The sequence below is a fragment of the Bacillus capparidis genome (assembly GCF_017832095.1).
Taxonomy (GTDB): domain Bacteria; phylum Bacillota; class Bacilli; order Bacillales; family Bacillaceae; genus Bacillus; species Bacillus gobiensis.
Genome location: NZ_JAFDST010000002.1, coordinates 405755 through 424892, shown reverse-complemented (window position 1 = coordinate 424892; position 19138 = coordinate 405755). Strand labels below are relative to the sequence as shown.

23 protein-coding genes are annotated in these 19138 nt (G+C 41.2%); 20 read left to right on the top strand and 3 right to left on the bottom strand.

Translation table 11 applies throughout. The features are described from left to right. Positions 1 to 35 precede the first annotated feature (35 nt). The gene (locus JOC74_RS09255; RefSeq protein WP_053604306.1) at positions 36 to 1100 is read left to right on the top strand and encodes a glycosyltransferase family 4 protein; all 1065 of its coding nucleotides are present in this window, start codon (positions 36 to 38) and stop codon (positions 1098 to 1100) included. Between the two features lie 33 nt (positions 1101 to 1133). Here JOC74_RS09255 and JOC74_RS09250 read toward each other — a convergent pair whose 3' ends face one another. Both JOC74_RS09250 and JOC74_RS09245 read right to left on the bottom strand, forming a co-directional pair. Next, the gene (locus JOC74_RS09250) at positions 1134 to 2216 is read right to left on the bottom strand and encodes an LCP family protein (RefSeq protein WP_053604305.1); all 1083 of its coding nucleotides are present in this window, start codon (positions 2214 to 2216) and stop codon (positions 1134 to 1136) included. Then, positions 2209 to 2871, bottom strand: coding sequence for a YigZ family protein (locus JOC74_RS09245; protein ID WP_053604304.1), 663 nt, complete (start codon positions 2869 to 2871; stop codon positions 2209 to 2211). The genes JOC74_RS09250 and JOC74_RS09245 overlap by 8 nt, the downstream gene beginning before the upstream one ends. A 180-nt stretch (positions 2872 to 3051) precedes the next feature. On the opposite strand from JOC74_RS09245, the gene degS reads away from it, so the two are divergent. Beyond that, positions 3052 to 4236 (top strand): two-component sensor histidine kinase DegS, encoded by a 1185-nt coding sequence (gene degS, locus JOC74_RS09240; RefSeq protein WP_053604303.1) that lies wholly within the window; start codon positions 3052 to 3054, stop codon positions 4234 to 4236. A 70-nt stretch (positions 4237 to 4306) separates the two neighbouring features. Further along, positions 4307 to 4996 carry a two-component system response regulator DegU gene (gene degU / locus JOC74_RS09235; protein WP_053604302.1) on the top strand — a complete coding sequence of 230 codons (690 nt, stop codon included), beginning with the start codon at positions 4307 to 4309 and terminating at the stop codon, positions 4994 to 4996. 490 nt (positions 4997 to 5486) lie between these two features. Here degU and JOC74_RS09230 read toward each other — a convergent pair whose 3' ends face one another. After that, positions 5487 to 6374, bottom strand: coding sequence for a LysR substrate-binding domain-containing protein (locus JOC74_RS09230; RefSeq protein WP_053604301.1), 888 nt, complete (start codon positions 6372 to 6374; stop codon positions 5487 to 5489). Positions 6375 to 6498: 124 nt separating this feature from the next. On the opposite strand from JOC74_RS09230, the gene JOC74_RS09225 reads away from it, so the two are divergent. From JOC74_RS09225 to hag, 17 genes are all read left to right on the top strand, one after another. After that, on the top strand, positions 6499 to 7197 hold the full coding sequence (locus tag JOC74_RS09225) for a DUF6152 family protein (protein WP_053604300.1): 699 nt from the start codon (positions 6499 to 6501) through the stop codon (positions 7195 to 7197). 3 nt (positions 7198 to 7200) lie between these two features. Continuing rightward, positions 7201 to 7779 (top strand): DUF6644 family protein, encoded by a 579-nt coding sequence (locus JOC74_RS09220; protein ID WP_053604299.1) that lies wholly within the window; start codon positions 7201 to 7203, stop codon positions 7777 to 7779. A 518-nt stretch (positions 7780 to 8297) separates the two neighbouring features. Next, entirely contained in the window at positions 8298 to 9143 is an 846-nt protein-coding gene (locus tag JOC74_RS09215; protein ID WP_211086130.1) for a fatty acid kinase binding subunit FakB, read from the top strand. Between the two features lie 95 nt (positions 9144 to 9238). After that, the gene (locus JOC74_RS09210) at positions 9239 to 9409 is read left to right on the top strand and encodes a hypothetical protein (RefSeq protein ID WP_211086129.1); all 171 of its coding nucleotides are present in this window, start codon (positions 9239 to 9241) and stop codon (positions 9407 to 9409) included. After that, positions 9396 to 10772: an ATP-dependent helicase ComFA gene (locus tag JOC74_RS09205; RefSeq protein ID WP_211086128.1), complete on the top strand. Its 1377-nt coding sequence runs from the start codon at positions 9396 to 9398 to the stop codon at positions 10770 to 10772. The genes JOC74_RS09210 and JOC74_RS09205 overlap by 14 nt, the downstream gene beginning before the upstream one ends. A 51-nt stretch (positions 10773 to 10823) precedes the next feature. Next, positions 10824 to 11099: a late competence protein ComFB gene (gene comFB, locus JOC74_RS09200; protein ID WP_053604297.1), complete on the top strand. Its 276-nt coding sequence runs from the start codon at positions 10824 to 10826 to the stop codon at positions 11097 to 11099. Further along, on the top strand, positions 11096 to 11788 hold the full coding sequence (locus JOC74_RS09195; protein ID WP_053604296.1) for an amidophosphoribosyltransferase: 693 nt from the start codon (positions 11096 to 11098) through the stop codon (positions 11786 to 11788). Before comFB ends, JOC74_RS09195 begins: the two co-directional genes overlap by 4 nt. Positions 11789 to 11844: 56 nt before the next feature. Beyond that, entirely contained in the window at positions 11845 to 12282 is a 438-nt protein-coding gene (locus tag JOC74_RS09190; RefSeq protein ID WP_053604295.1) for a TIGR03826 family flagellar region protein, read from the top strand. A gap of 64 nt (positions 12283 to 12346) precedes the next feature. Then, positions 12347 to 12610, top strand: a complete 264-nt coding sequence (flgM, locus tag JOC74_RS09185) for a flagellar biosynthesis anti-sigma factor FlgM (RefSeq protein ID WP_053604294.1) — start codon at positions 12347 to 12349, stop codon at positions 12608 to 12610. A 15-nt stretch (positions 12611 to 12625) separates the two neighbouring features. Further along, positions 12626 to 13111, top strand: a complete 486-nt coding sequence (locus JOC74_RS09180) for a flagellar protein FlgN (protein WP_053604293.1) — start codon at positions 12626 to 12628, stop codon at positions 13109 to 13111. Positions 13112 to 13126: 15 nt separating this feature from the next. Further along, positions 13127 to 14620 carry a flagellar hook-associated protein FlgK gene (gene flgK / locus JOC74_RS09175; protein ID WP_053604292.1) on the top strand — a complete coding sequence of 498 codons (1494 nt, stop codon included), beginning with the start codon at positions 13127 to 13129 and terminating at the stop codon, positions 14618 to 14620. An 11-nt stretch (positions 14621 to 14631) separates the two neighbouring features. Beyond that, positions 14632 to 15543, top strand: coding sequence for a flagellar hook-associated protein FlgL (flgL, locus tag JOC74_RS09170; RefSeq protein WP_053604291.1), 912 nt, complete (start codon positions 14632 to 14634; stop codon positions 15541 to 15543). A 455-nt stretch (positions 15544 to 15998) separates the two neighbouring features. After that, a complete protein-coding gene (locus JOC74_RS24105) occupies positions 15999 to 16283 on the top strand; it encodes a hypothetical protein (protein WP_312883794.1) in 285 nt (94 codons plus the stop codon). A 369-nt stretch (positions 16284 to 16652) separates the two neighbouring features. Next, a complete protein-coding gene (locus JOC74_RS09160) occupies positions 16653 to 17216 on the top strand; it encodes a DUF6470 family protein (RefSeq protein ID WP_053604290.1) in 564 nt (187 codons plus the stop codon). A 20-nt stretch (positions 17217 to 17236) separates the two neighbouring features. Next, positions 17237 to 17662 carry a flagellar assembly protein FliW gene (gene fliW, locus JOC74_RS09155; protein ID WP_053604289.1) on the top strand — a complete coding sequence of 142 codons (426 nt, stop codon included), beginning with the start codon at positions 17237 to 17239 and terminating at the stop codon, positions 17660 to 17662. A gap of 2 nt (positions 17663 to 17664) precedes the next feature. Continuing rightward, positions 17665 to 17889, top strand: coding sequence for a carbon storage regulator CsrA (gene csrA, locus JOC74_RS09150; RefSeq protein WP_053604288.1), 225 nt, complete (start codon positions 17665 to 17667; stop codon positions 17887 to 17889). A 143-nt stretch (positions 17890 to 18032) separates the two neighbouring features. After that, positions 18033 to 18929, top strand: a complete 897-nt coding sequence (gene hag, locus JOC74_RS09145) for a flagellin Hag (protein ID WP_053604287.1) — start codon at positions 18033 to 18035, stop codon at positions 18927 to 18929. The last annotated feature ends 209 nt before the right edge of the window (positions 18930 to 19138 follow it).

Here is a 19138-nt window from a genome sequence, read left to right as displayed (position 1 = left end):
CTATTACTACTTTATACTATGAAGGAGACTTAACCATGTCCTATGAGCGCATAATTTTTGCGTTTTTTGTCTCTCTGCTAACCGTCATTATTATTACTCCGTTTATTAAACGTTTTGCGATTAAAATAGGAGCAGTGGATCGTCCCGATAAGAGAAAGGTACATAGCAAGCTTATGCCTAGAATGGGAGGGCTTGCGATTTTTATTGGGGTTGCAGCAGGAGCTGTTGCCATGGGGCTTTTTGAGTCCAGTATAAGAACAATAAGCATTGGGGCAGTAATTATCATTATCCTTGGCATGCTCGACGATAAGTTTAATTTGAGTGCAAAAGTAAAATTTGCCGTACAAACTCTGGTAGCCTGTATGATTGCCAGTTCAGGCCTGACAATGGACTTCTTTTCAGTTCCATTTTTTACTGACCGCCTTGAATTGGGATGGCTTGCCTTTCCTGTGACCGTGATATGGATTGTTGGCATTACTAATTCCATTAATTTGATCGACGGGTTGGATGGGCTGGCTGCAGGTATTTCTGTCATTGGACTAAGCACCATTGCTGTAATGGCATTAACTGCAGATAAAATACTTATTTTATCGATATCAGCACTTGTTATTGCAAGTACACTGGGTTTTCTTTTTTACAATTTTCATCCGGCAAAAATATTTATGGGAGATACAGGATCCCTTTTTCTCGGCTATATGATTTCCGTATTGTCGCTTTTAGGTTTGTACAAAAGCGTGACTCTTTTCAGTATTGTCGTGCCCGTTATCATTCTAGGTGTACCTATTTTTGATACGAGTTTTGCGATTATCCGGAGATTACTTAACAAACAGCCAATCTCTTCACCTGATAAGTCACACATCCATCATCGTTTAATGGCATACGGATTATCCCATCGAATGACGGTTATTGCCATCTATTTAATTGGGGTCATCTTTAGTCTCAGTGCTATTTTATTATCAAGCGCAACAATTTGGCTTTCTCTTTTCATTCTGTGTATGCTTATCCTCTTCATGCAGATTATTGCAGAGGTTACCGGTCTTGTGAATGAAAAATATAAGCCGTTTACCAAGTTCTATAAACGAATGGTGAAAAAAAATTAAAAAAATCATGCCGTTTTTGGCATGATTTTTTTGTTAGGAATTTGAACTGGAAGAATCAGAAGCTGTTGAATTGTCCTCTGATTTCGATTCTTTCTCAGACGCTGTCCCGGTTGTTTCACCTTCCATCTTTAAATGCTGCCGTAACGTAGTGGATAAGGTTTGCAGCTTGTCTGCATCCGGTTCGAAATAATAAACGTTTTGCCCTGAGGAGTTCGGGAGATAGACATCCGATCCCTCAAGAGTCAAGGATTCTATGTTTTCGCTCTTAAAGCCGCTGTAAATTCTGTGTAGACCGAGAGCCTGGGTAATTCTGATGTTTGTTTCGATATTTTTACTGGCTGCTGACGTAATATTATCGATGTTCGACAGATTTTGCGGCTTGGACATCTGATCAATCGCAGCGGCAATCACTTGTTTTTGGCGGTCATTTCGGCCAAAGTCTCCGCGTGGATCTTGTTTTCTCATTCTGGCAAAAGCCAATGCCTCTTCACCGTTTAAATGCATCGGTCCTTCTGTAAATTCAAGGCTTTTATTTTTTGAGACATCACTTTTTTCTGTAAAGTCAAATGGCACGTCGACATCGATGCCGCCCATTTCGTTTACGACATCCTTAAAGCCGCTAAAATCAACTGTGGCGTAATAGTCAATAGGAATATCAAACAAGTCCTCTACTGTCTCAATTGTTGCTTCTTTGCCTCCATAATTATACGCATGAGTAATTTTTGTTGTTAATCCATTTTGGCCGGCAATTTCTGTTCGAGTATCTCTTGGAATACTCATCATTTTCATCGATTTCGACTTCGGATCAAGAGTCGCTAAAATCAAAGAATCTGAGTGGCCATCCTCGCCTCCTGTTGAATAATTCTCGATTCCCATAAATAAAATGGAGAAGGGCTCCTGATTGATCTCGACAACATTCTCACGGAGCTTAGATTTGTCACCGCGTTCCAGCTCATCATATGTACGATCTACAGCGTATATTGTATTAAAGAGTTTGTATCCTGCAAATGCTCCTGCGCCTACAATGAGGAGCAGAAACAATAAGACAATTCGTTTGAAAATGATCTTTCGTTTATTCTTTTTTTTCCTTACTCGAACTCTTATACGTTCAGCCATTTGTTAAATCTCCTTTATTATGGGGAATGTCCTTTTCCAGATACGTTATTGGTCCTTCATTACTGTCACTTTTGCTGTTTGTTAGCTCTGTCATCCATTTCAAATAGGCATCTTTGTCATTTTCCTCAACATATACGTCAAAGGTTACATCGTCTGCATAGTGAATATTCGTTAATAAATATGGAGATTCCCGCAGTTCATTCTCAATTTTCCCGAGCCAGGTGTAATCGACTTGAGTAGACATAAGGCGCATCAGCTTTCTTTCGACAATTCCAATTTCGTTTAAGCCTTCGGAAACGGACTTTCCATAAGCCCGGATGAGTCCGCCTGCTCCAAGCTTAATTCCGCCAAAATAACGGGTAACGACGACTACAGTATCCTTTAACCCGCGTTTTTTTAAAACCTCCAGCATTGGCACTCCGGCAGTACCGCTTGGTTCCCCATCGTCATTTGCTTTTTGGATTTGATCGCGTTCACCGATTAGATAGGCTGAACAATTGTGTGTTGCATTCCAGTGCTCTTTTTTTATCCTTTGAATAAACTCCTGAGCTTCATTTTCAGTAGCTGCTCTTTTTATGTGGCTGATAAATCGGGATTTATTAATGACTATTTCATGAGATCCTTCTTCTTTTACAGTCAAATAGCTATCCAACATGCTTGAATTACCTCCTGCAAGCAGCTGTTTTCTTCAATTTCTTACTTACCTTAGTATTTTTGTTCGTATTTTTTTATGATAGAAAAGAATATTGCACATCATATAACGTATGCGCATTCTTTCATTATAAATCGACATGTTTCTTAGATCAATGATAACGATAATTACAAATAGATAACAATGCAATGTACGGAGGGAAAAAGGTTGGGAACTTCCAAGAAAATAGATTCCAATGTACTAGACTCGATCATCGTGAGAATGCTGAGTACCGTTGATGGAAGTAAGGATGAAGTCTTCCAGATCGGTGAACAATCCCGTCAGCAATATGAACAGTCTGTAGAAGAACTAAAGCAAGTGAAGCAGCAGGTAAATGAAGTTATCGAGGTTGGGGACAAGCTTGAGGTTCATACACGCATGGCCAGAGGAAGACTTTCTGAAGTCAGCAAAAACTTCCATAAATTCAGTGAGGAAGAAATCCGAACAGCATACGAAAAAGCCCACAAGCTGCAGGTAGAGTTGACGATGATTCAGCAACGCGAAAAACAGCTCCGTGAGAGGCGTGATGATTTGGAGCGCCGCCTGCTCGGCCTGCAGGAAATCATTGAACGCTCAGAATCGCTGGTAAGCCAAATTACTGTTGTTTTAAACTATTTAAATCAGGATCTTCGTCAGGTTGGGATTTTGCTTCAGGATGCTCAGGCAAAGCAGGATTTTGGACTTCGAATTATTGAAGCTCAGGAGGAAGAACGAAAAAGAGTATCAAGAGAAATTCATGACGGCCCTGCACAAATGCTGGCCAGTGTGATGATGAGGTCTGAGCTCATCGAACGAATTTTTAGAGACAGGGGAACCGAAGAAGGCTTTAAGGAAATTCGGGGCTTAAGGCAAAATGTGAGAAACGCTTTGTACGAAGTGAGACGAATTATCTATGATCTTCGTCCAATGGCTCTTGATGACTTGGGGCTCATCCCGACTCTTAGAAAGTATTTAAATACAACGGAAGAATACAATGGCAAAATTAAAATTCTTTTTTCGACAATTGGGGATACAGAGACGGTCCGGATGCCTCCCCAGTTCGAGGTCGCCCTCTTCCGGCTCGCGCAAGAGGCAGTGACAAACTCCATGAAGCATTCGGAAGCCACTGAGATATCTGTCAAAGTAGAAATGACAAATTCAGCCGTCACATTGATTATTCGAGATAATGGAAAAGGCTTTGATATAAAAGAAACAGGCAAAAATAAAAGCAAATCATTTGGACTGCTTGGCATGAAAGAAAGAGTAGATCTGCTAGACGGAAAAATAACGATTGATTCAAAAATAGGTCTTGGGACTTTTATTATGGTCCAAGTACCCTTTGTTCTATGAAAATAGAGACAAAAGACATATTGACCCAATTTCGACAGTATAGAAAAATAAGAATGGGGAGGCGTGGCTTGTGAATAAAGTAAACATAGTCATTATTGACGATCATCAGTTATTCCGTGAAGGTGTCAAACGTATTTTGGATTTTGAACCAACCTTTGAGGTTATTGCTGAAGGAGATGACGGAGACGAGGCTGCGCGCATCGTTGAACATTATCATCCGGATGTAGTCATCATGGATATCAACATGCCGAAAGTGAATGGCGTGGAAGCAACAAAACAGCTTGTTGAGCTCTACCCTGAATCTAAGGTCATTATATTATCTATACATGATGATGAAAATTATGTAACCCATGCATTAAAAACCGGCGCTCGCGGGTATCTGCTAAAGGAAATGGATGCAGATACGCTAATTGAAGCAGTAAAAGTTGTAGCAGAAGGAGGATCATACCTCCATCCAAAGGTTACGCACAACCTAGTAAACGAATTCCGCCGTCTGGCAGTAAGCGGCGCTCCGGCAACTACACAGCATGAAGTCTTTCCGGAAATCCGCCGGCCTTTGCATATTCTGACCAGAAGAGAATGCGAAGTGCTGCAAATGCTTGCAGATGGAAAAAGCAACCGAGGAATCGGCGAATCATTATTCATCAGCGAAAAAACAGTAAAAAATCACGTCAGCAACATCCTGCAAAAAATGAACGTAAACGACAGAACCCAGGCAGTGGTCGTCGCCATTAAAAACGGCTGGGTGGAAATGCGATAATAAAAAATCCCTTGCGAATATGCAAGGGGTTTTTGCTGTTTATAGGGGATATATTCCGAGGAAGGGGGGATATACGGCGATAATGGTCGGATATAATTCAATAATGGTACGATATATGACGGAAACGGAATAGGTCGGATAAAATGCCAGTTCCGTCATTTCAACCATACAAATTCCTTTGTCCGATAATTTGACTCCCGGATGAACAATCCTCTGTTTCAAAAAACTTACCTTTTACTTTTTCTTCACTGACTCTCATGGCTCCCCCTAAGCGCCAAATCTATCTATCCCCAATTAAAAATCGCAATCTCCTTCAATTATAAAGTAAACCAAAATTTATCCCGCATTAACGGGCAGTAAGCCCCCACCTCTAAAGACTTAGGTCAATCCTCAGAAGTCTAGGGGGGGAATCAACTGCCCGTAAAAGCCCGATTGGTTCACCTAACAATCAGTGGGGACGAACAAAACCCCCACTGATTGAAGTTTCACCTTAATTATTGATTGAAGATTCACTAATTAACTTAATAAAAGCTTTCAATACACTCGACGTATTGTTTTTACACCATGTATAACAAAGGGTGATGTCTGGGGTCTCCTCCTTAATATAGAGATATTTTATACCAGGACGCTGAAAATTTTGAACAGACTCTGGAACTACGGAAACACCTATTTCTGTGGCCACAAGATTTACAATCGTATGCATGTGTATCGCTTCCTGGACAACGTTTAGCGACATACCATGACGGTTGAAAAAATTGGTCAACAGATCATAAAAATAACTCCCGTATTTTCTAGGAAAAAAAATAAAAGGATCGTTTCCAATTTCTTTAATTGAAATACTCCCTTTTTCTGCTAAAGGGTGTTTTTCGGGCAGAACAGCAACCAATGGTTCTTCTGAATAAATTTTTGATTCATAATTTTCATTGCAAATAAAAGTCCGCATAAATCCGATATCAATCCTATTTGCTTGATGCGCCTCCAATTGTTGAGATGAGGTCATCTCTTTTAGGGACAAAGTGACTTCTGGAAAAGCTGATGTATAGGCTTGGATAATTTCTATTAAATATCGGTCCATGGCCGAACCTATAAAACCGACTCTCAACCGTCCAACTTTTCCTCTGGCAGCTAACCTTGTCATTTCCACTCCCTTTTGCAGTTGTTGGAGGGTATGACGTGCTTCAGTGAGAAAGACTCGCCCAGACTCAGTCAACTCTACTTTTCGTTTTGTACGACGAAAAAGATTTGTGCCTAATTCATTCTCAAGCTCCTTGATTTGTTGGCTTAAGGGTGGCTGTGCCATCTTCAAGCGTTCGGCCGCACGTGTAAAATTTAATTCTTCAGCTACAGCGATAAAATAACGTAAATGCCTTATTTCCATTTTATTAATATCTCCTATATATAAGATTATAAGTAATTATATATTAGACGAATAATAAAATCGATTTCATAATAAAAGGAGAGTAGCATGAACCAAATAAAACTTTAAAAGAGGTGCTAGTTTTATGCTGCAATTGCATAAAGGAATAACGTTGATTCTTTTTATTGGGATCCTTATTTCTTCGTTGATTCAAAATACTTCTGTACAAGCACATCACGGATGGTCTTATTTCGACACTTCACAGCCTTTGTACTTCTCTGGAACAGTGGTGGAAGTAAATTGGAAAAATCCGCATCCAGAACTTATTATACGTGTTCCGGATAAACTGACCCTTGCTGAAAATATCAAAGAAATTGATGTCCCGCCTGAACTTGAAGAACTGAATTTCCAAAACACACTAGAGAATCTTAAAGTATTGCCGAGTCCCGGTGGAAATTGGACTCTCATATTGGCTCCAACAACACGACTAAATGAATGGGGAATGCCGGAAGCTCCTCAAACAGGAGAAGAAATAGCAGTATTTGGCTATATCAGTTGTGATTCTCAGAAAGAAGTCAGACCTGAATTGATTGTATTTGACGAAAATCGAAGTGTCCGCCAACGCTCTGTTTCTCTTCCGGAAACAAATTGTAAACGGGATGCTGATTCATCTGCAGCTTCCCTTAACAATTCGGACCAAGAATCAATTGCCATGAATGAAGAACAACAGAAAGATTCACTGTTTGAAGCGAATCAACCCATTCTCTGGATTGTAGGGCTTTTTGTTCTATTCGGCATTTTAGCAGCAATTGTTGTGTGGCGGAAATTATGGAAACGAGGGTGAGTGATGTTAAATCGAAAAAAGATGAAAATTAGCTTGTCGTTTTTTTCAATTTCTCTTTTTACAGCCCTTTTTTCTCTGATGATATTTTCCCAGTTTATTGTCTTCTCACCTTTCGTAAACAGTCTAATTTGGCTTGAAGGTACCTTACTCTCACAATCTGTACGTATAAATCCTTGGTTTTATCCTATATCAGAAGTAGTCCACATTTTAGGATTGGCCATATTGACGGGGAGTACAGCGTTGTTTGATCTCAGGTTATTAGGTTATGGAAAATTCTTGTCAGTAAAAAAAACAGCAGATTTCTTGTTGCCCCTTGCCCATTTAGGTTTTTTTCTAGTTGTCCTATCCGGTACTTTTCTTTTTTTAAATGATCCAAGGGCTTTGATGAACAATACTGCTTTTCAAATAAAAATATTGCTCATTTTGCTAGCTGGTATCAATGCATTTGTTTTTCATGTGAGAAACTTAAAATGTGCAGAAATAGAAATTAAAGAGTTTTCATCTGTCAAAGCAGCAGCAATTTGCTCCATATTTCTATGGATAGCTATTATTGCTCTAGGCCGCTTTGTTGCTTATATTTAGAATTTATGTTTTTGCATGAAAACACGAAATGGCCCTAAAGAAAACACTAAATTTAATAAATAAAAATCCTGCTAGAGTAGTGGTCTAGCCTCAAAAAAGTGGAAATATAGAAAAACCCCGGAGTAATTTCCTCGTTAAAAGGAATTGCTCCCTTTTTCTATCGGGATCTATTTATCATCATCATGATGACATGATATGGAGCCTCTCCACGCATGATTCTCCGCACAGGACTCAGCTATTCTATATACTGGCTTCACCTACTATGTTATTATGCGTTGCTCCACATCAAGTCGTGCTCCTACCTAATGAAGTGATTGGTGAAAATGCTAGTTTTTTAAGAAATACTCTTGGTGATGCAAAGAGGCTATTTTGAACTATATAAAGATAACAGTTGACCAAAAAGGTATCTTAGCTCTTTTCTACTCTTGGAAGTTATGAAAATCTTCCTATAAACAACCTTGCCAATCTATTCATCTTCTAGCTAAAATAAGAAGAAAGACGTGAAAGGTTTTGTTTATATGAAAATAGCGGTTTTGACCGACAGTACAGCATACATACCTGAAGACATCATGAAAAAGCATAATATTTATATGATACCTCTTAACGTCGTGATTGAGGGCAGATCCTATAAAGAAGAAGTTGATTTAAGCTGGCCTGATTATTATGAAAAAGTAAAAGAATTGAAGGAGCTGCCGACCACTTCTCAGCCGTCTTTTGGAGAATTTCTCACGATGTACGAAAAGCTGGCGGAGTCTTACGATGCGGTGATCAGCGTGCATTTGTCCAGCGGGATTAGCGGAACCTTTTCGAGCAGTGTTTCAGCAGGAGAAATGGCGGAAAACATCAAAGTATATCCTTTTGATTCTGAGATCAGCTGCATGATTCAAGGATTTTATGCGATTGAAGCATCAGAATTAGCGGAACAAGGCATGGAACCGGAGGAGATACTTCAGCACTTAGAAGCGCTGAAAAAACGGACGCGGGCTTATTTTATGGTCGATGATTTGGCTCATTTGCAGCGGGGAGGGCGACTAAGCGGAGCTCAAGCCTTTATTGGCGGACTGCTGCAGATTAAACCGGTTCTCCATTTTGTCGATAAGCTGATCGTGCCTTTTGAGAAAATCCGTACTCGGAAAAAAGCGTTGAACCGAATTTATGATTTATTTGCCGAGGATGCTGGTAAAGGCATTCCCATTCGTGCCGTTGCTTTTCACGCGAACCGCGAAGAGGAAGCAGACGAAATGATCAAAGAGCTGCAAAGCAAATATCCGCACGTCGAATTTTATAAAAGCTATTTTGGAGCTGTCATTGGAACACACCTTGGTGAAGGATCATTGGGTTTAGGTTGGCAGTTGAAGGAATAATCGCTGAAATCTCCTTTTCGAACGGGGATTTCTTTTTTTCCTTTTTTGACAAATAAAGTATTAACTCGCACACTTAAGAAAAAAGGGTGAAAACAGTGAGAACCTACAAGCATTGGACGTCGAAAGAAATCAACCGGTTAATGGACATGCGAGAGAGACTTGGAATGACGTATCGGGCCATTGCCACAGTCCTGAACCGACCCTCTATCAGTGTGGAAAAGCGTTACCGAAAACAAAAAGGACATTATTCCGATGCCGGTCAATGAGCTGCAAGATTTCCTTCAGAACAAACATCTTCTCAGCAATGAGCTTCCTTTTGAGCAGCAAATCATTACCGAAAGTATTGAAAAAGGTCTGATCCTTTCTGAACCAGGCATTACGCAAAAGAAAACCGGCTGGATCTGCAATCGCTGCGGACAGGACAACCCTTCGTATTTTGCTTTTTATCCCTGCTATCATTGCAAGAAAGACTGCGTGTATTGCCGTTCGTGCATTATGATGGGGAGGGTAAGCGAATGTACTCCCCTCTTAACCGCTGAGGGCAGTAACTCTATATCAATTGATAATGCTCAATTAACCTGGAGCGGCAAGCTTTCGGAAGGACAGAAAAACGCTTCGACACATATCGTTCGAACCATTGATGGGTCTGATGAATGCCTGATTTGGGCAGTCTGCGGGGCAGGCAAGACAGAAATTTTATTCGAAGGAATTTTGCATGCGATAAGGAATGGCAAGCTCGTATGCATTGCAACTCCTAGAACGGATGTCGTGCTAGAGCTTGCTCCAAGGCTAAAGGACGCGTTTTCCGGATTCGAGATCGCCGCGCTTTACGGAGGAAGTAAAGACCGCGGCACACGTAAGCCGCTCACTATCTCAACGACTCATCAGCTCCTCCGCTATAAAAATGCCTTTGACGTCATCATTATTGATGAAGTCGATGCCTTTCCTTATTCAGCTGATAAAAAGCTGCAGTTCGCCGTAAAGAAGGCAAGAAAACATGTCAGTGCCTGCATATACTTAAGCGCAACCCCATCAAAGGAAATGAAACGTGATGTAGAAAAAGGCCAGCTGCATGCCGTCCGCATTCCAGCCAGATTTCATCGGCGTCCCTTGCCTGAGCCCTCATGGAAATGGATCGGAAACTGGGAGAAAAAATTATCAAAAAACAAACTGCCTCTCGTGTTAACGAATTGGGTGAAAAACCATTGCGAGAAGAACAATCCGATCTTTTTATTTGTCCCAACGATTCCGAATCTTACACAAACGGTGAAGCTATTAAAACGCATCGGATATTTTACTGAAGGAGTTCACGCAGAAGATAAAATGAGAAAAGAAAAGGTCCAGCAGTTCAGAGATCAACAGCTCCAAATACTCGTGACGACCACGATTCTTGAAAGAGGAGTCACCGTGAAAAATGCCCAGGTCGGTGTGCTCGGTGCGGAATCCGCGATCTTTACCGAAAGCGCGCTAGTCCAAATTGCCGGAAGAGCCGGGCGGCATCCGGAATTCGCAAAAGGGCATGTCGTCTTCTTTCATTACGGAAAAACAAAAGCAATGCTGGAAGCCAGAGCCCATATAAAAGAGATGAACCAAATAGCTCTGCGTGACCAGCAAATCAACAGGTGTTAAAAATTACAAAAAAATGATAGTATGAACAAAAAGTAATAAGGAGTTGACCGTATGCTGATCAATGCAAAGGAAGTGGTCTTTAAGGCTCTTCTTCATCAATATGTGGATGATTTGAATATGCCATGTACGTGCGAGAAGTGCTTAGACGATGTGATGGCAATTTCATTAAACAACGTCAAGCCGAAATATATCTCGGATTCTGACAAGCTCGCATTTGTCACCTCAGATCTCGTTGATCGTCAAACAAAGACCTCCTTGCTTGTGATTTTAGTTGAGGCAGCAGCTATCGAGTCAAAATCTCCCCATTGCAAGTGGAAAGAAATATGAAGATCTGTTTATTATGCGAAGCCAAACTGGACAAGGATTTCATTTGGAGTTCCCTGCTTTATACAAAAAGAGCCGAGCGATTATGTCTGGATTGCCGAAATAAATTTCAAAGAATATCAGGTAGTCTCTGCAAAAAGTGCGGCAGAGAACAGACAGCAGAAGAACTGTGCCACGATTGCCTTCAATGGGAAGCTGATCCCGAGACGAAAGGGCTGCTGACACAAAACCGCTCTGTATTTCTTTATACGGAAGAAATGAAGGAAGCGCTTGCCAGATATAAATTCAGAGGCGATGCCGAGCTAGTGTATGCCTTTGAGTCCTCCTTTTTATCCGCGTTCAAATCTTCTTATCCTAATAAATCTTATACCTTAGTTCCTATTCCATTGAGTGAAGATAGAATCAAGGAAAGAGGCTTTAATCAAACTGAGCTTCTTGCTTCTCTGTTAGACCTCCCCACCGCTCATCCTTTAATAAGGAAGAAAAAAGAAAAGCAATCGAAAAAAAGCCGGAGAGAACGTCTGCGGCAAGATGATGTTTTTACGACAGAACATCATTCTGTTTTCGGAAAGGATCTTATTTTGATCGATGACTTATATACGACAGGATCGACGCTTCACCAGGCTGCTCGTTGCTTAAAGAAAATCGGCGGTGCGAATTCTATTTCTTCTTTTACACTAATCAGGAGCTGAAAAAATCAGCGTGTTTGCCGATAGTATAGGTAACAAGAAGATTGGAGCCGTGCAAGATGAATCAATTAGCAAATTGTCCAAAGTGCAACGCTTTGTTTGTGAAAAATGAGTGGCAATCTATTTGCCATGCTTGCTTAAAAGAGGAAGAAAAACAGTTTGACGTCGTCTATGATTTCTTAAGAAAGCAAAAAAACCGGCAGACTACATTGCTTCAGGTATCTGAAGAGACCGGAGTCCGTGAAGAGTTAATCTTGAAATTCATTAGACAAAAACGGATTCAGCTTTCCAAATTTCCGAACCTTGGCTATCCGTGTGAACGCTGCAAAACAATCATTCGCGAGCAGCGATTTTGCGCAAAGTGCCGTGAAGAAATGACAAATCAATTAGATCCTTTGAATCAGAGCGAACCAGCAAATACTATAGATAAATCTAGTTCAAAAGAAACGTATTATGCCATTCGAACCAAAAACAATCAACCGCCTAAACTTCCTTGAAATGCTGTCGATAAAGGAAGTAAGATAATATGCCAGACCGTAACTTGAAAGTGAGTGAACCACTATGAAAATTAATCGAATGAGTACGCAGCCGATTAATCCCTACCTTAAAACATATGAAAAGCAGAATACACAACCGGCAAAGTCCCCAAAGCAGGATAAGCTTGAAATATCTAAACAAGCAAAAGAACTTCAAAAGGCTCCGGAGGTTAATATGGAGAGACAAGAAAAACTTGCGGAGTTGAAACGGAAAATCGACAGCGGCACCTACGAAATTGATGCAAAAGGAATCGCGGAAAAACTGGTGAACTTCTATAAAAACAAGTAAGAAAGGAATGAAATCATGTCAGCTCAACCTGTGTTGGATGAACTGGACAAGCTTTGCACGTTACATGAACATTTATTAAAGCTGTCTCAAGAGAAGACAGAAGCGATTAAAAAGGATGATCTAAAGTTGCTCTCACTCATCCTGACTAAAGAAAAAAAGTATCTCCAGGCGATTGATCAGACAGAAAGAAAAAGAGAAGAGCTTACAGCTGCGTTTCTCGGCTATCAAACGGAGGCGACAATTAGTAACTGCATCGATAAAGCTGAAGGCGAAGACAAAACGAAATTCGAAGCGCTTTACAGCAGGCTGGCTCCACTCTTAGCGAAGCTTCAGGAAGTCAATTCGATCAATCAGCAGCTAACTCACCAAGCCCTTCAATTTGTTTCCCTTACCTTTGACATGATCGCTCCAAAAAATTCAGAAACGGGCAACTATGGACAAGCGAAAAAAGGAAAACCGCAAACCGGAAATCGTCTCGCTTTGTTTGATTCACAGGCTTAGAACGGAGGAAATAAAATGAGATCGACCTTTATGGGTCTTGAAATATCCAAGCAGGGAATGTATGCGCAGCAATCCGCCCTACATACTACGGGAAATAATATATCCAATGCTAATACTCCCGGATACTCAAGGCAAAGGGTAACATTTGAGGCCGGAAATCCTTATCCATCCATTTCAATGAACAGCCCTGCCATTCCCGGACAAATGAGTACAGGCGTCAATGCGCAAACGGTCGAGCGGGTCAGAGACAGCTTTTTAGATGGTCAGTACCGCGATGAAAACAACAAAACAGGATATTGGCAATCACGAGCGGATGCTATGAAGCAAATGGAAGACATAATGAATGAAATCGGCGACAACGGCTTAACCAGCACAATGAATAAATTTTGGGGATCGCTTCAGGATCTTGCCGCGGGTCCCGGCAACTCAGGCGCACGGTCGGTAGTCGTTGAAAATGGTACGGCCGTCGCTGAAACGTTTAATTATTTGTCCGACTCGTTAAAAAATGTCCAGGGCAATCTAAGAAAAGATTTAGAAAACGGGGCGGATACGGTCAATTCACTTGTCAGCCAGTTAAATGAGATTAATAAACAAATCGGACAGGTCGAGCCGAATGGTTATCTCCCGAACGATTTGTACGACCAGCGCGATCAATTGCTGGACGAGCTAACCACCTATGCAAATATTAATGTCACTTATAACGATCCGAAAGGTCAAGCCCTTCCAATGGCGGAAGGGACAGTTAATATCGAGCTATTAGATGCAAATAAAAATACGCTTGGATCTCTACTGAATGGAAACACCAATCAATTCAATCAGATGAATGTTGAGTATGACAATGGTTCGGGACTTGTCAGTGGAATGAAAGTGGGCAGCCAGACCATTAATGCTGATCAGTTTACGAGTATCGGCAAGGTGAAAAGCCTAATGGATTCCTATGGGTCCATCGAATCTGCCGGCAAAGAGCAAGGTGTATTTCCGGAGATGCTGCAAAAGCTCGATCAGATGGCTCATTCATTTGCTGAAAAATTTAATGCTGTTCACCAGAGCGGAACAACATTAAAAGGCGATAATAGAGCGGCATTTTTTGATTTCAATCCCGGAGGAAACTTATCGTCAGGAGCAGCTTCTCTCATTAAAGTAGCGGATACGATCAAAGCATCAACCGATAATATCGCGGCTTCCGGAAATGGAGACCTAGGTGACGGAAGCAACGCGACCAGGCTTGCTGAAGTAAAAAATGATCCCGCGATAGCTGATTACTATGAAGGAGTGATAGGCGAGATGGGGGTTAAAGCAAGAGAAGCCAATCGTCTCGCCAGCAACAGCACACTTTTGACATCAATCGCCGATCAACGGAGGCAAACGGTCAGCGCGGTTTCTCTCGATGAGGAAATGACGAACATGATCCAATTCCAGCATGCGTACAATGCCTCAGCCCGAATGATTACCTTGCAGGACGAAATATTGGATAAAATCATTAACGGCATGGGTGTCGTTGGAAGGTAGGGAATAGAGCTGTGCGAATCACTCAAGGAATGCTTTCACAAAACTCGTTGCGCCATATTACTTCTAGCTACGAGAAAATGGGAAAGCTGCAGAATCAACTGTCAACTGGAAAGAAAATCACAAGGGCTTCCGACGATCCTGTAGTCGCGATGAAAAGTATGCAAAACCGAACGTCACTTGAGGAAGTGAATCAGTATACACGTAATTTAACAGAGGCGGGCTCATGGCTTGATAATACAGAAACAAATATAACCGAAGGCATCGATGTCCTCTCTCGTATCAGAGAATTGGTCGTTAGTGCAAATAATGAAACAAACGGTCTCGAAGAAAGAAAGGCGATCGGCGTCGAAATTGGCCAATTAAAGGAACAAATGATTAGTTCGGCCAATTCACAGGTCGCAGGAAAGTATATTTTTAATGGGACGAAAACGGACCAAGCCCCAATTGTGAAAAATGATGATGGCTCATACACATATAACTTTGAAAACTATGAAAGCACCTCTGATGTAAATATCAATGTCTCAAAAGGAGTAACGCTAAAAGTCAACTCCGATCCGAACGAAGCATTTGGCGGAAGCTCTACAAGCGGGCAAAATATCTTTGAAATGCTGACTGATTTAGAGAATGAACTCAAAACAGGAACTCTAAACAACGAAAAGTCTTTTTTAAGTGATATTGACGGGTTTTCCAATCAAATGATTGCTGAGCGTTCAGACATAGGCGCGCGAACAAATCGGATGGAATTGGTAGAAAGCCGACTGGAGCAGCAAAAGGTCGTAGCGACGAGAATGCTTTCTGATAATGAAGATGTTGATTTTGAAAAAGTCATTACCGATTTACTTTCCCAAGAGAGCGTCCACAGAGCAGCACTATCAACCAATTCGCGGATTATTCAGCCAACCTTGATTGACTTTTTAAGATAAGCGGCTTGGGCTTCCTGAGCACGCTTTTTTGATTAAGATTGGAAAGTTCGAATATCTATCATAGGAGAAGTGCTTTGTTGGAAATGCGTGGTGGGCTGGTGCGCCAGTGAGATGATTAGAAATCATGAAAGGTGTCAGGGGATCTGTGCAATTATCATAGTAAATTGTGCAATTCTTGACCATTTCTGTGCAAATATCTAATAGAACTGTGCATTTTTGTTGCTCTTATGTGCAATTTTCTCGGGAAACTGTGCAATTCCGGCACTCTTCTGTGCAATTATCTCGGTAAACTGTGCGATTCCGGCTCTTTTTTGTGCAATTAAGCAAGTGGTTTAGTCTTTTCTCCAGAAGGTAGCAACGGACCCTTAGATCGTAGATAATTTTACTAGGATTAAAAATGGCAACCAATCAGCTACCGAATCTGTTATGATAGAATGTAACACAATATTTGGAAAATGAGGAATATAAATGAAAAAATTCCATTTGAACGTCCCACTGACCATTATGATGAACGGATTCTCTCGATTAATGAACAAATTTGTGCGTTATTAAAGCAACGGAAGGAAATTTCAAACAATAATCCGGGATTTCCACCTCTAGAAGAGATCTCGAGATGGGCTGAAGAATACGGCCATTATGAGGAGCTTTTAAGATCGATATTTTTGACGTTAATGGATGAGGACGAATTTCGACCAGTCGTTGAACCAAAGGATTTTAGAAAGTATATTCCTGTATTATAATCGGTTGAACAAGGAGAGTATTACAGTTACCTTTATCCGACAGTATTCGAATGCCAGTGTGGTCAATTTTAATATTGATTGGCATGATAACAAAGTTGATCGAGAGAACAGAGAACAGAGAACATCATAAATTTTTTGAATTGTATATAAATGATCACTTTAATTGCAGTTTTTCCGGTGGATCTGGATCGGAAGGGCAGATGACGAACAATTATATCATCTCCCCACCATTACCTGATGACATTTCAGGCTTTGATTTCGTTTTTAAGGAAAAAAGTGCTCCTTTTCTTAGAAAATCAACAGGTAATGAGATTGTCATTCATGTGGATTGAATTTAGTAACAAGAAAGTGTTGTGAGGAGGACTGAATATGCAGCTTCCAAGGCTAATGATGGAAAGCACTCAAGGACGGATCGGTATTACGATACGATCTGCTAACGTGTCGATTGAGCAAGAGCCTGCTGATATTGACATCAAGCAACCGCCTGCCAAGCTGGAAATCACAACGACTCCTGGAAAGCTTACGATTGATCAGACGCAGGCATGGGAGGATATGGACTTAAAGCATATTTTCAGACGGATTGAAGAAGCAGCTAATCGGGGAAAGCAGGATGTCTTAGAGGGGATGTCAAGAAGAGCGAGCCAAGGTAACGAAATGATGAGGATTGAAAACAAGGGGAACCCGATGCCTGAGCAAGCAAAACAGAACAGCGAGCGGCGTCCTTTTGAATTCAATATCGGTTTTATCCCTTCTCATTTTAGCGTAAAAACAAATTATGAGCCGGCACAGGTCAAGGTTGAAGCGGAACCGCAAAAACCAATGATTGAAGTGACCCCGAAAAAGCCTATAATAGGTTATAGCCCCGGTGAGGTCACGATTGATATGCAACAGAAGCCTTCTCTGCATATCGACGTGATTCCGCCTGAAGAATAAGCGAATAAAGGAATGAACGTATGATTATCCAAACGAGATACCATGGTGAAACCGCCATTCACGAGGAGGAGATCCTCTCCTTTGAAAACGGTCTGCCCGGATTTTTAAATGAAAAGAAATTTGCCATCCTCCCGTTATCCGAGGATTCACCGTTTCTAGTCCTGCAATCGGTGTCGACAGAGGAGCTTGCCTTCATCGTAACAAGCCCTTTTCTGTTTTTTAAAGACTATGAATTCGATCTGGATGAAGCTACAACAGAAATGCTGGAACTGGAATCAACAGAAGACGTCGAAGTTATCGTGCTATTAACGATTGAAGAACCGTTTGAAAAAACAACGGCCAACTTAAAAGCTCCGGTCATCGTCAATCGTAAGAACAAGCTGGCAAAGCAGGTCATCCTGCAAGACGCTGCCTATCAAACAAAGCACCTAATTGGAGGTGCTTAAGCATGCTCGTTCTCTCAAGAAAGAAAAACGAAAGCATCCAAATCGGCGATGACATTGAAATTAAAATCATCGCCATCGAAGGCGACCAAATCAAAATCGGCATCGAAGCCCCAAGGCACATCGACATCCACCGTAAAGAAATTTACGTCGCCATCCAGGAAGAGAACAGCAGAGCAGCAAATCTCTCAGGCAATCTATTGAGTCTCTTATCCTCACAAAAAAAGTGAGGATTTTTTTGTGCCAATTTGTAAACTTGTGCGACGAAAGACCGATATTAAACATGTAGCAAGCAGCAGGGACGGCCGCCCTCTTGCTTCTGCAAAAAAGCACAAGGACGTGCGAACATACACTCAAGGAGGAAATCAAAACAATGAGAATTAATCACAATATTGCGGCGCTGAATACGCATCGACAATTAGGTGCAGCTTCTAACGCTCAATCAAAATCAATGGAAAAATTATCTTCCGGACTTCGTATTAATCGTGCAGGTGATGATGCTGCTGGTCTAGCTATCTCTGAAAAAATGCGTGGGCAAATTCGTGGTTTGGATCAAGCTTCTCGAAATGCACAGGACGGGATCTCTTTGATCCAGACTGCTGAGGGAGCATTAAACGAAACTCACGATATTCTTCAACGTATGCGTGAACTGGCTGTTCAAGGTGGTAACGATACAAATATAGATACTGACCGTGGCGAAATTCAAAAAGAAATTAACTCCCTTACTTCTGAAATAAACCGTGTTGGTAATACAACAGAATTCAATACTCAAAAGTTATTGAATGGTGATAAGGATGGATCAACAGATTCTACTAAAAGTCTTAAATTTCAAATTGGTGCAAACGAAAATCAAAGCTTATCCCTTGATATTGCTGATATGAGAGCAAGTGCACTAGGAATTACCACTACTGGTACTGATGCCAAATTAGGAGTTACTGATGGAACAAGCAGTACGATTACTGAGCAAGCTCTAGATGTATCTTCTCATGATTCAGCAGCTTCTGCGGTAACTAAAATTCAATCTGCAATTGATAAAGTTTCTGCTGAACGTTCTAAATTAGGTGCAAACCAAAACCGCCTAGAACACACAATCAACAACCTGGGAACATCTTCTGAAAATCTAACAGCTGCTGAATCTCGTATTCGTGACGTAGACATGGCGAAAGAAATGATGGGTCAAACGAAGAATTCTATTCTTGGTCAAGCAGCACAAGCAATGTTGGCTCAATCCAATCAAATGCCTAAAGGAGTGCTTCAACTTCTTAGATAATTGATTGCAGGGCGTCTAGTCCGGCAATGGATTAGATCATCACTGGGTGAATTGCTGGAACTTCCTTAGAGCTTTTCTGACCACAGCATAGCTGGAAACGGCAAGTGTGAGGGTTTGAAAACAGAAGAGATTGGATAATCAGCAGCCAAGCCCCTGTTCCGAAAGGATGGGGAAGGTTCAACGACTAGAATGCACTGCCTAAAGTTTAA

What these genes read in the sequence shown, in the direction of transcription:
- JOC74_RS09255 (WP_053604306.1), top strand. Translation starts at nt 36, where the DNA reads ATGTCCTATGAGCGCATAATTTTTGCGTTTTTTGTCTCTCTGCTAACC.
- JOC74_RS09250 (WP_053604305.1), bottom strand. Translation starts at nt 2,216, where the DNA reads ATGGCTGAACGTATAAGAGTTCGAGTAAGGAAAAAAAAGAATAAACGA.
- JOC74_RS09245 (WP_053604304.1), bottom strand. Translation starts at nt 2,871, where the DNA reads ATGTTGGATAGCTATTTGACTGTAAAAGAAGAAGGATCTCATGAAATA.
- degS (WP_053604303.1), top strand. Translation starts at nt 3,052, where the DNA reads ATGCAATGTACGGAGGGAAAAAGGTTGGGAACTTCCAAGAAAATAGAT.
- JOC74_RS09230 (WP_053604301.1), bottom strand. Translation starts at nt 6,374, where the DNA reads ATGGAAATAAGGCATTTACGTTATTTTATCGCTGTAGCTGAAGAATTA.
- JOC74_RS09225 (WP_053604300.1), top strand. Translation starts at nt 6,499, where the DNA reads ATGCTGCAATTGCATAAAGGAATAACGTTGATTCTTTTTATTGGGATC.
- JOC74_RS09220 (WP_053604299.1), top strand. Translation starts at nt 7,201, where the DNA reads ATGTTAAATCGAAAAAAGATGAAAATTAGCTTGTCGTTTTTTTCAATT.
- JOC74_RS09215 (WP_211086130.1), top strand. Translation starts at nt 8,298, where the DNA reads ATGAAAATAGCGGTTTTGACCGACAGTACAGCATACATACCTGAAGAC.
- JOC74_RS09205 (WP_211086128.1), top strand. Translation starts at nt 9,396, where the DNA reads ATGCCGGTCAATGAGCTGCAAGATTTCCTTCAGAACAAACATCTTCTC.
- comFB (WP_053604297.1), top strand. Translation starts at nt 10,824, where the DNA reads ATGCTGATCAATGCAAAGGAAGTGGTCTTTAAGGCTCTTCTTCATCAA.
- JOC74_RS09195 (WP_053604296.1), top strand. Translation starts at nt 11,096, where the DNA reads ATGAAGATCTGTTTATTATGCGAAGCCAAACTGGACAAGGATTTCATT.
- JOC74_RS09190 (WP_053604295.1), top strand. Translation starts at nt 11,845, where the DNA reads ATGAATCAATTAGCAAATTGTCCAAAGTGCAACGCTTTGTTTGTGAAA.
- flgM (WP_053604294.1), top strand. Translation starts at nt 12,347, where the DNA reads ATGAAAATTAATCGAATGAGTACGCAGCCGATTAATCCCTACCTTAAA.
- JOC74_RS09180 (WP_053604293.1), top strand. Translation starts at nt 12,626, where the DNA reads ATGTCAGCTCAACCTGTGTTGGATGAACTGGACAAGCTTTGCACGTTA.
- flgK (WP_053604292.1), top strand. Translation starts at nt 13,127, where the DNA reads ATGAGATCGACCTTTATGGGTCTTGAAATATCCAAGCAGGGAATGTAT.
- JOC74_RS24105 (WP_312883794.1), top strand. Translation starts at nt 15,999, where the DNA reads ATGAGGAATATAAATGAAAAAATTCCATTTGAACGTCCCACTGACCAT.
- JOC74_RS09160 (WP_053604290.1), top strand. Translation starts at nt 16,653, where the DNA reads ATGCAGCTTCCAAGGCTAATGATGGAAAGCACTCAAGGACGGATCGGT.
- fliW (WP_053604289.1), top strand. Translation starts at nt 17,237, where the DNA reads ATGATTATCCAAACGAGATACCATGGTGAAACCGCCATTCACGAGGAG.
- csrA (WP_053604288.1), top strand. Translation starts at nt 17,665, where the DNA reads ATGCTCGTTCTCTCAAGAAAGAAAAACGAAAGCATCCAAATCGGCGAT.
- hag (WP_053604287.1), top strand. Translation starts at nt 18,033, where the DNA reads ATGAGAATTAATCACAATATTGCGGCGCTGAATACGCATCGACAATTA.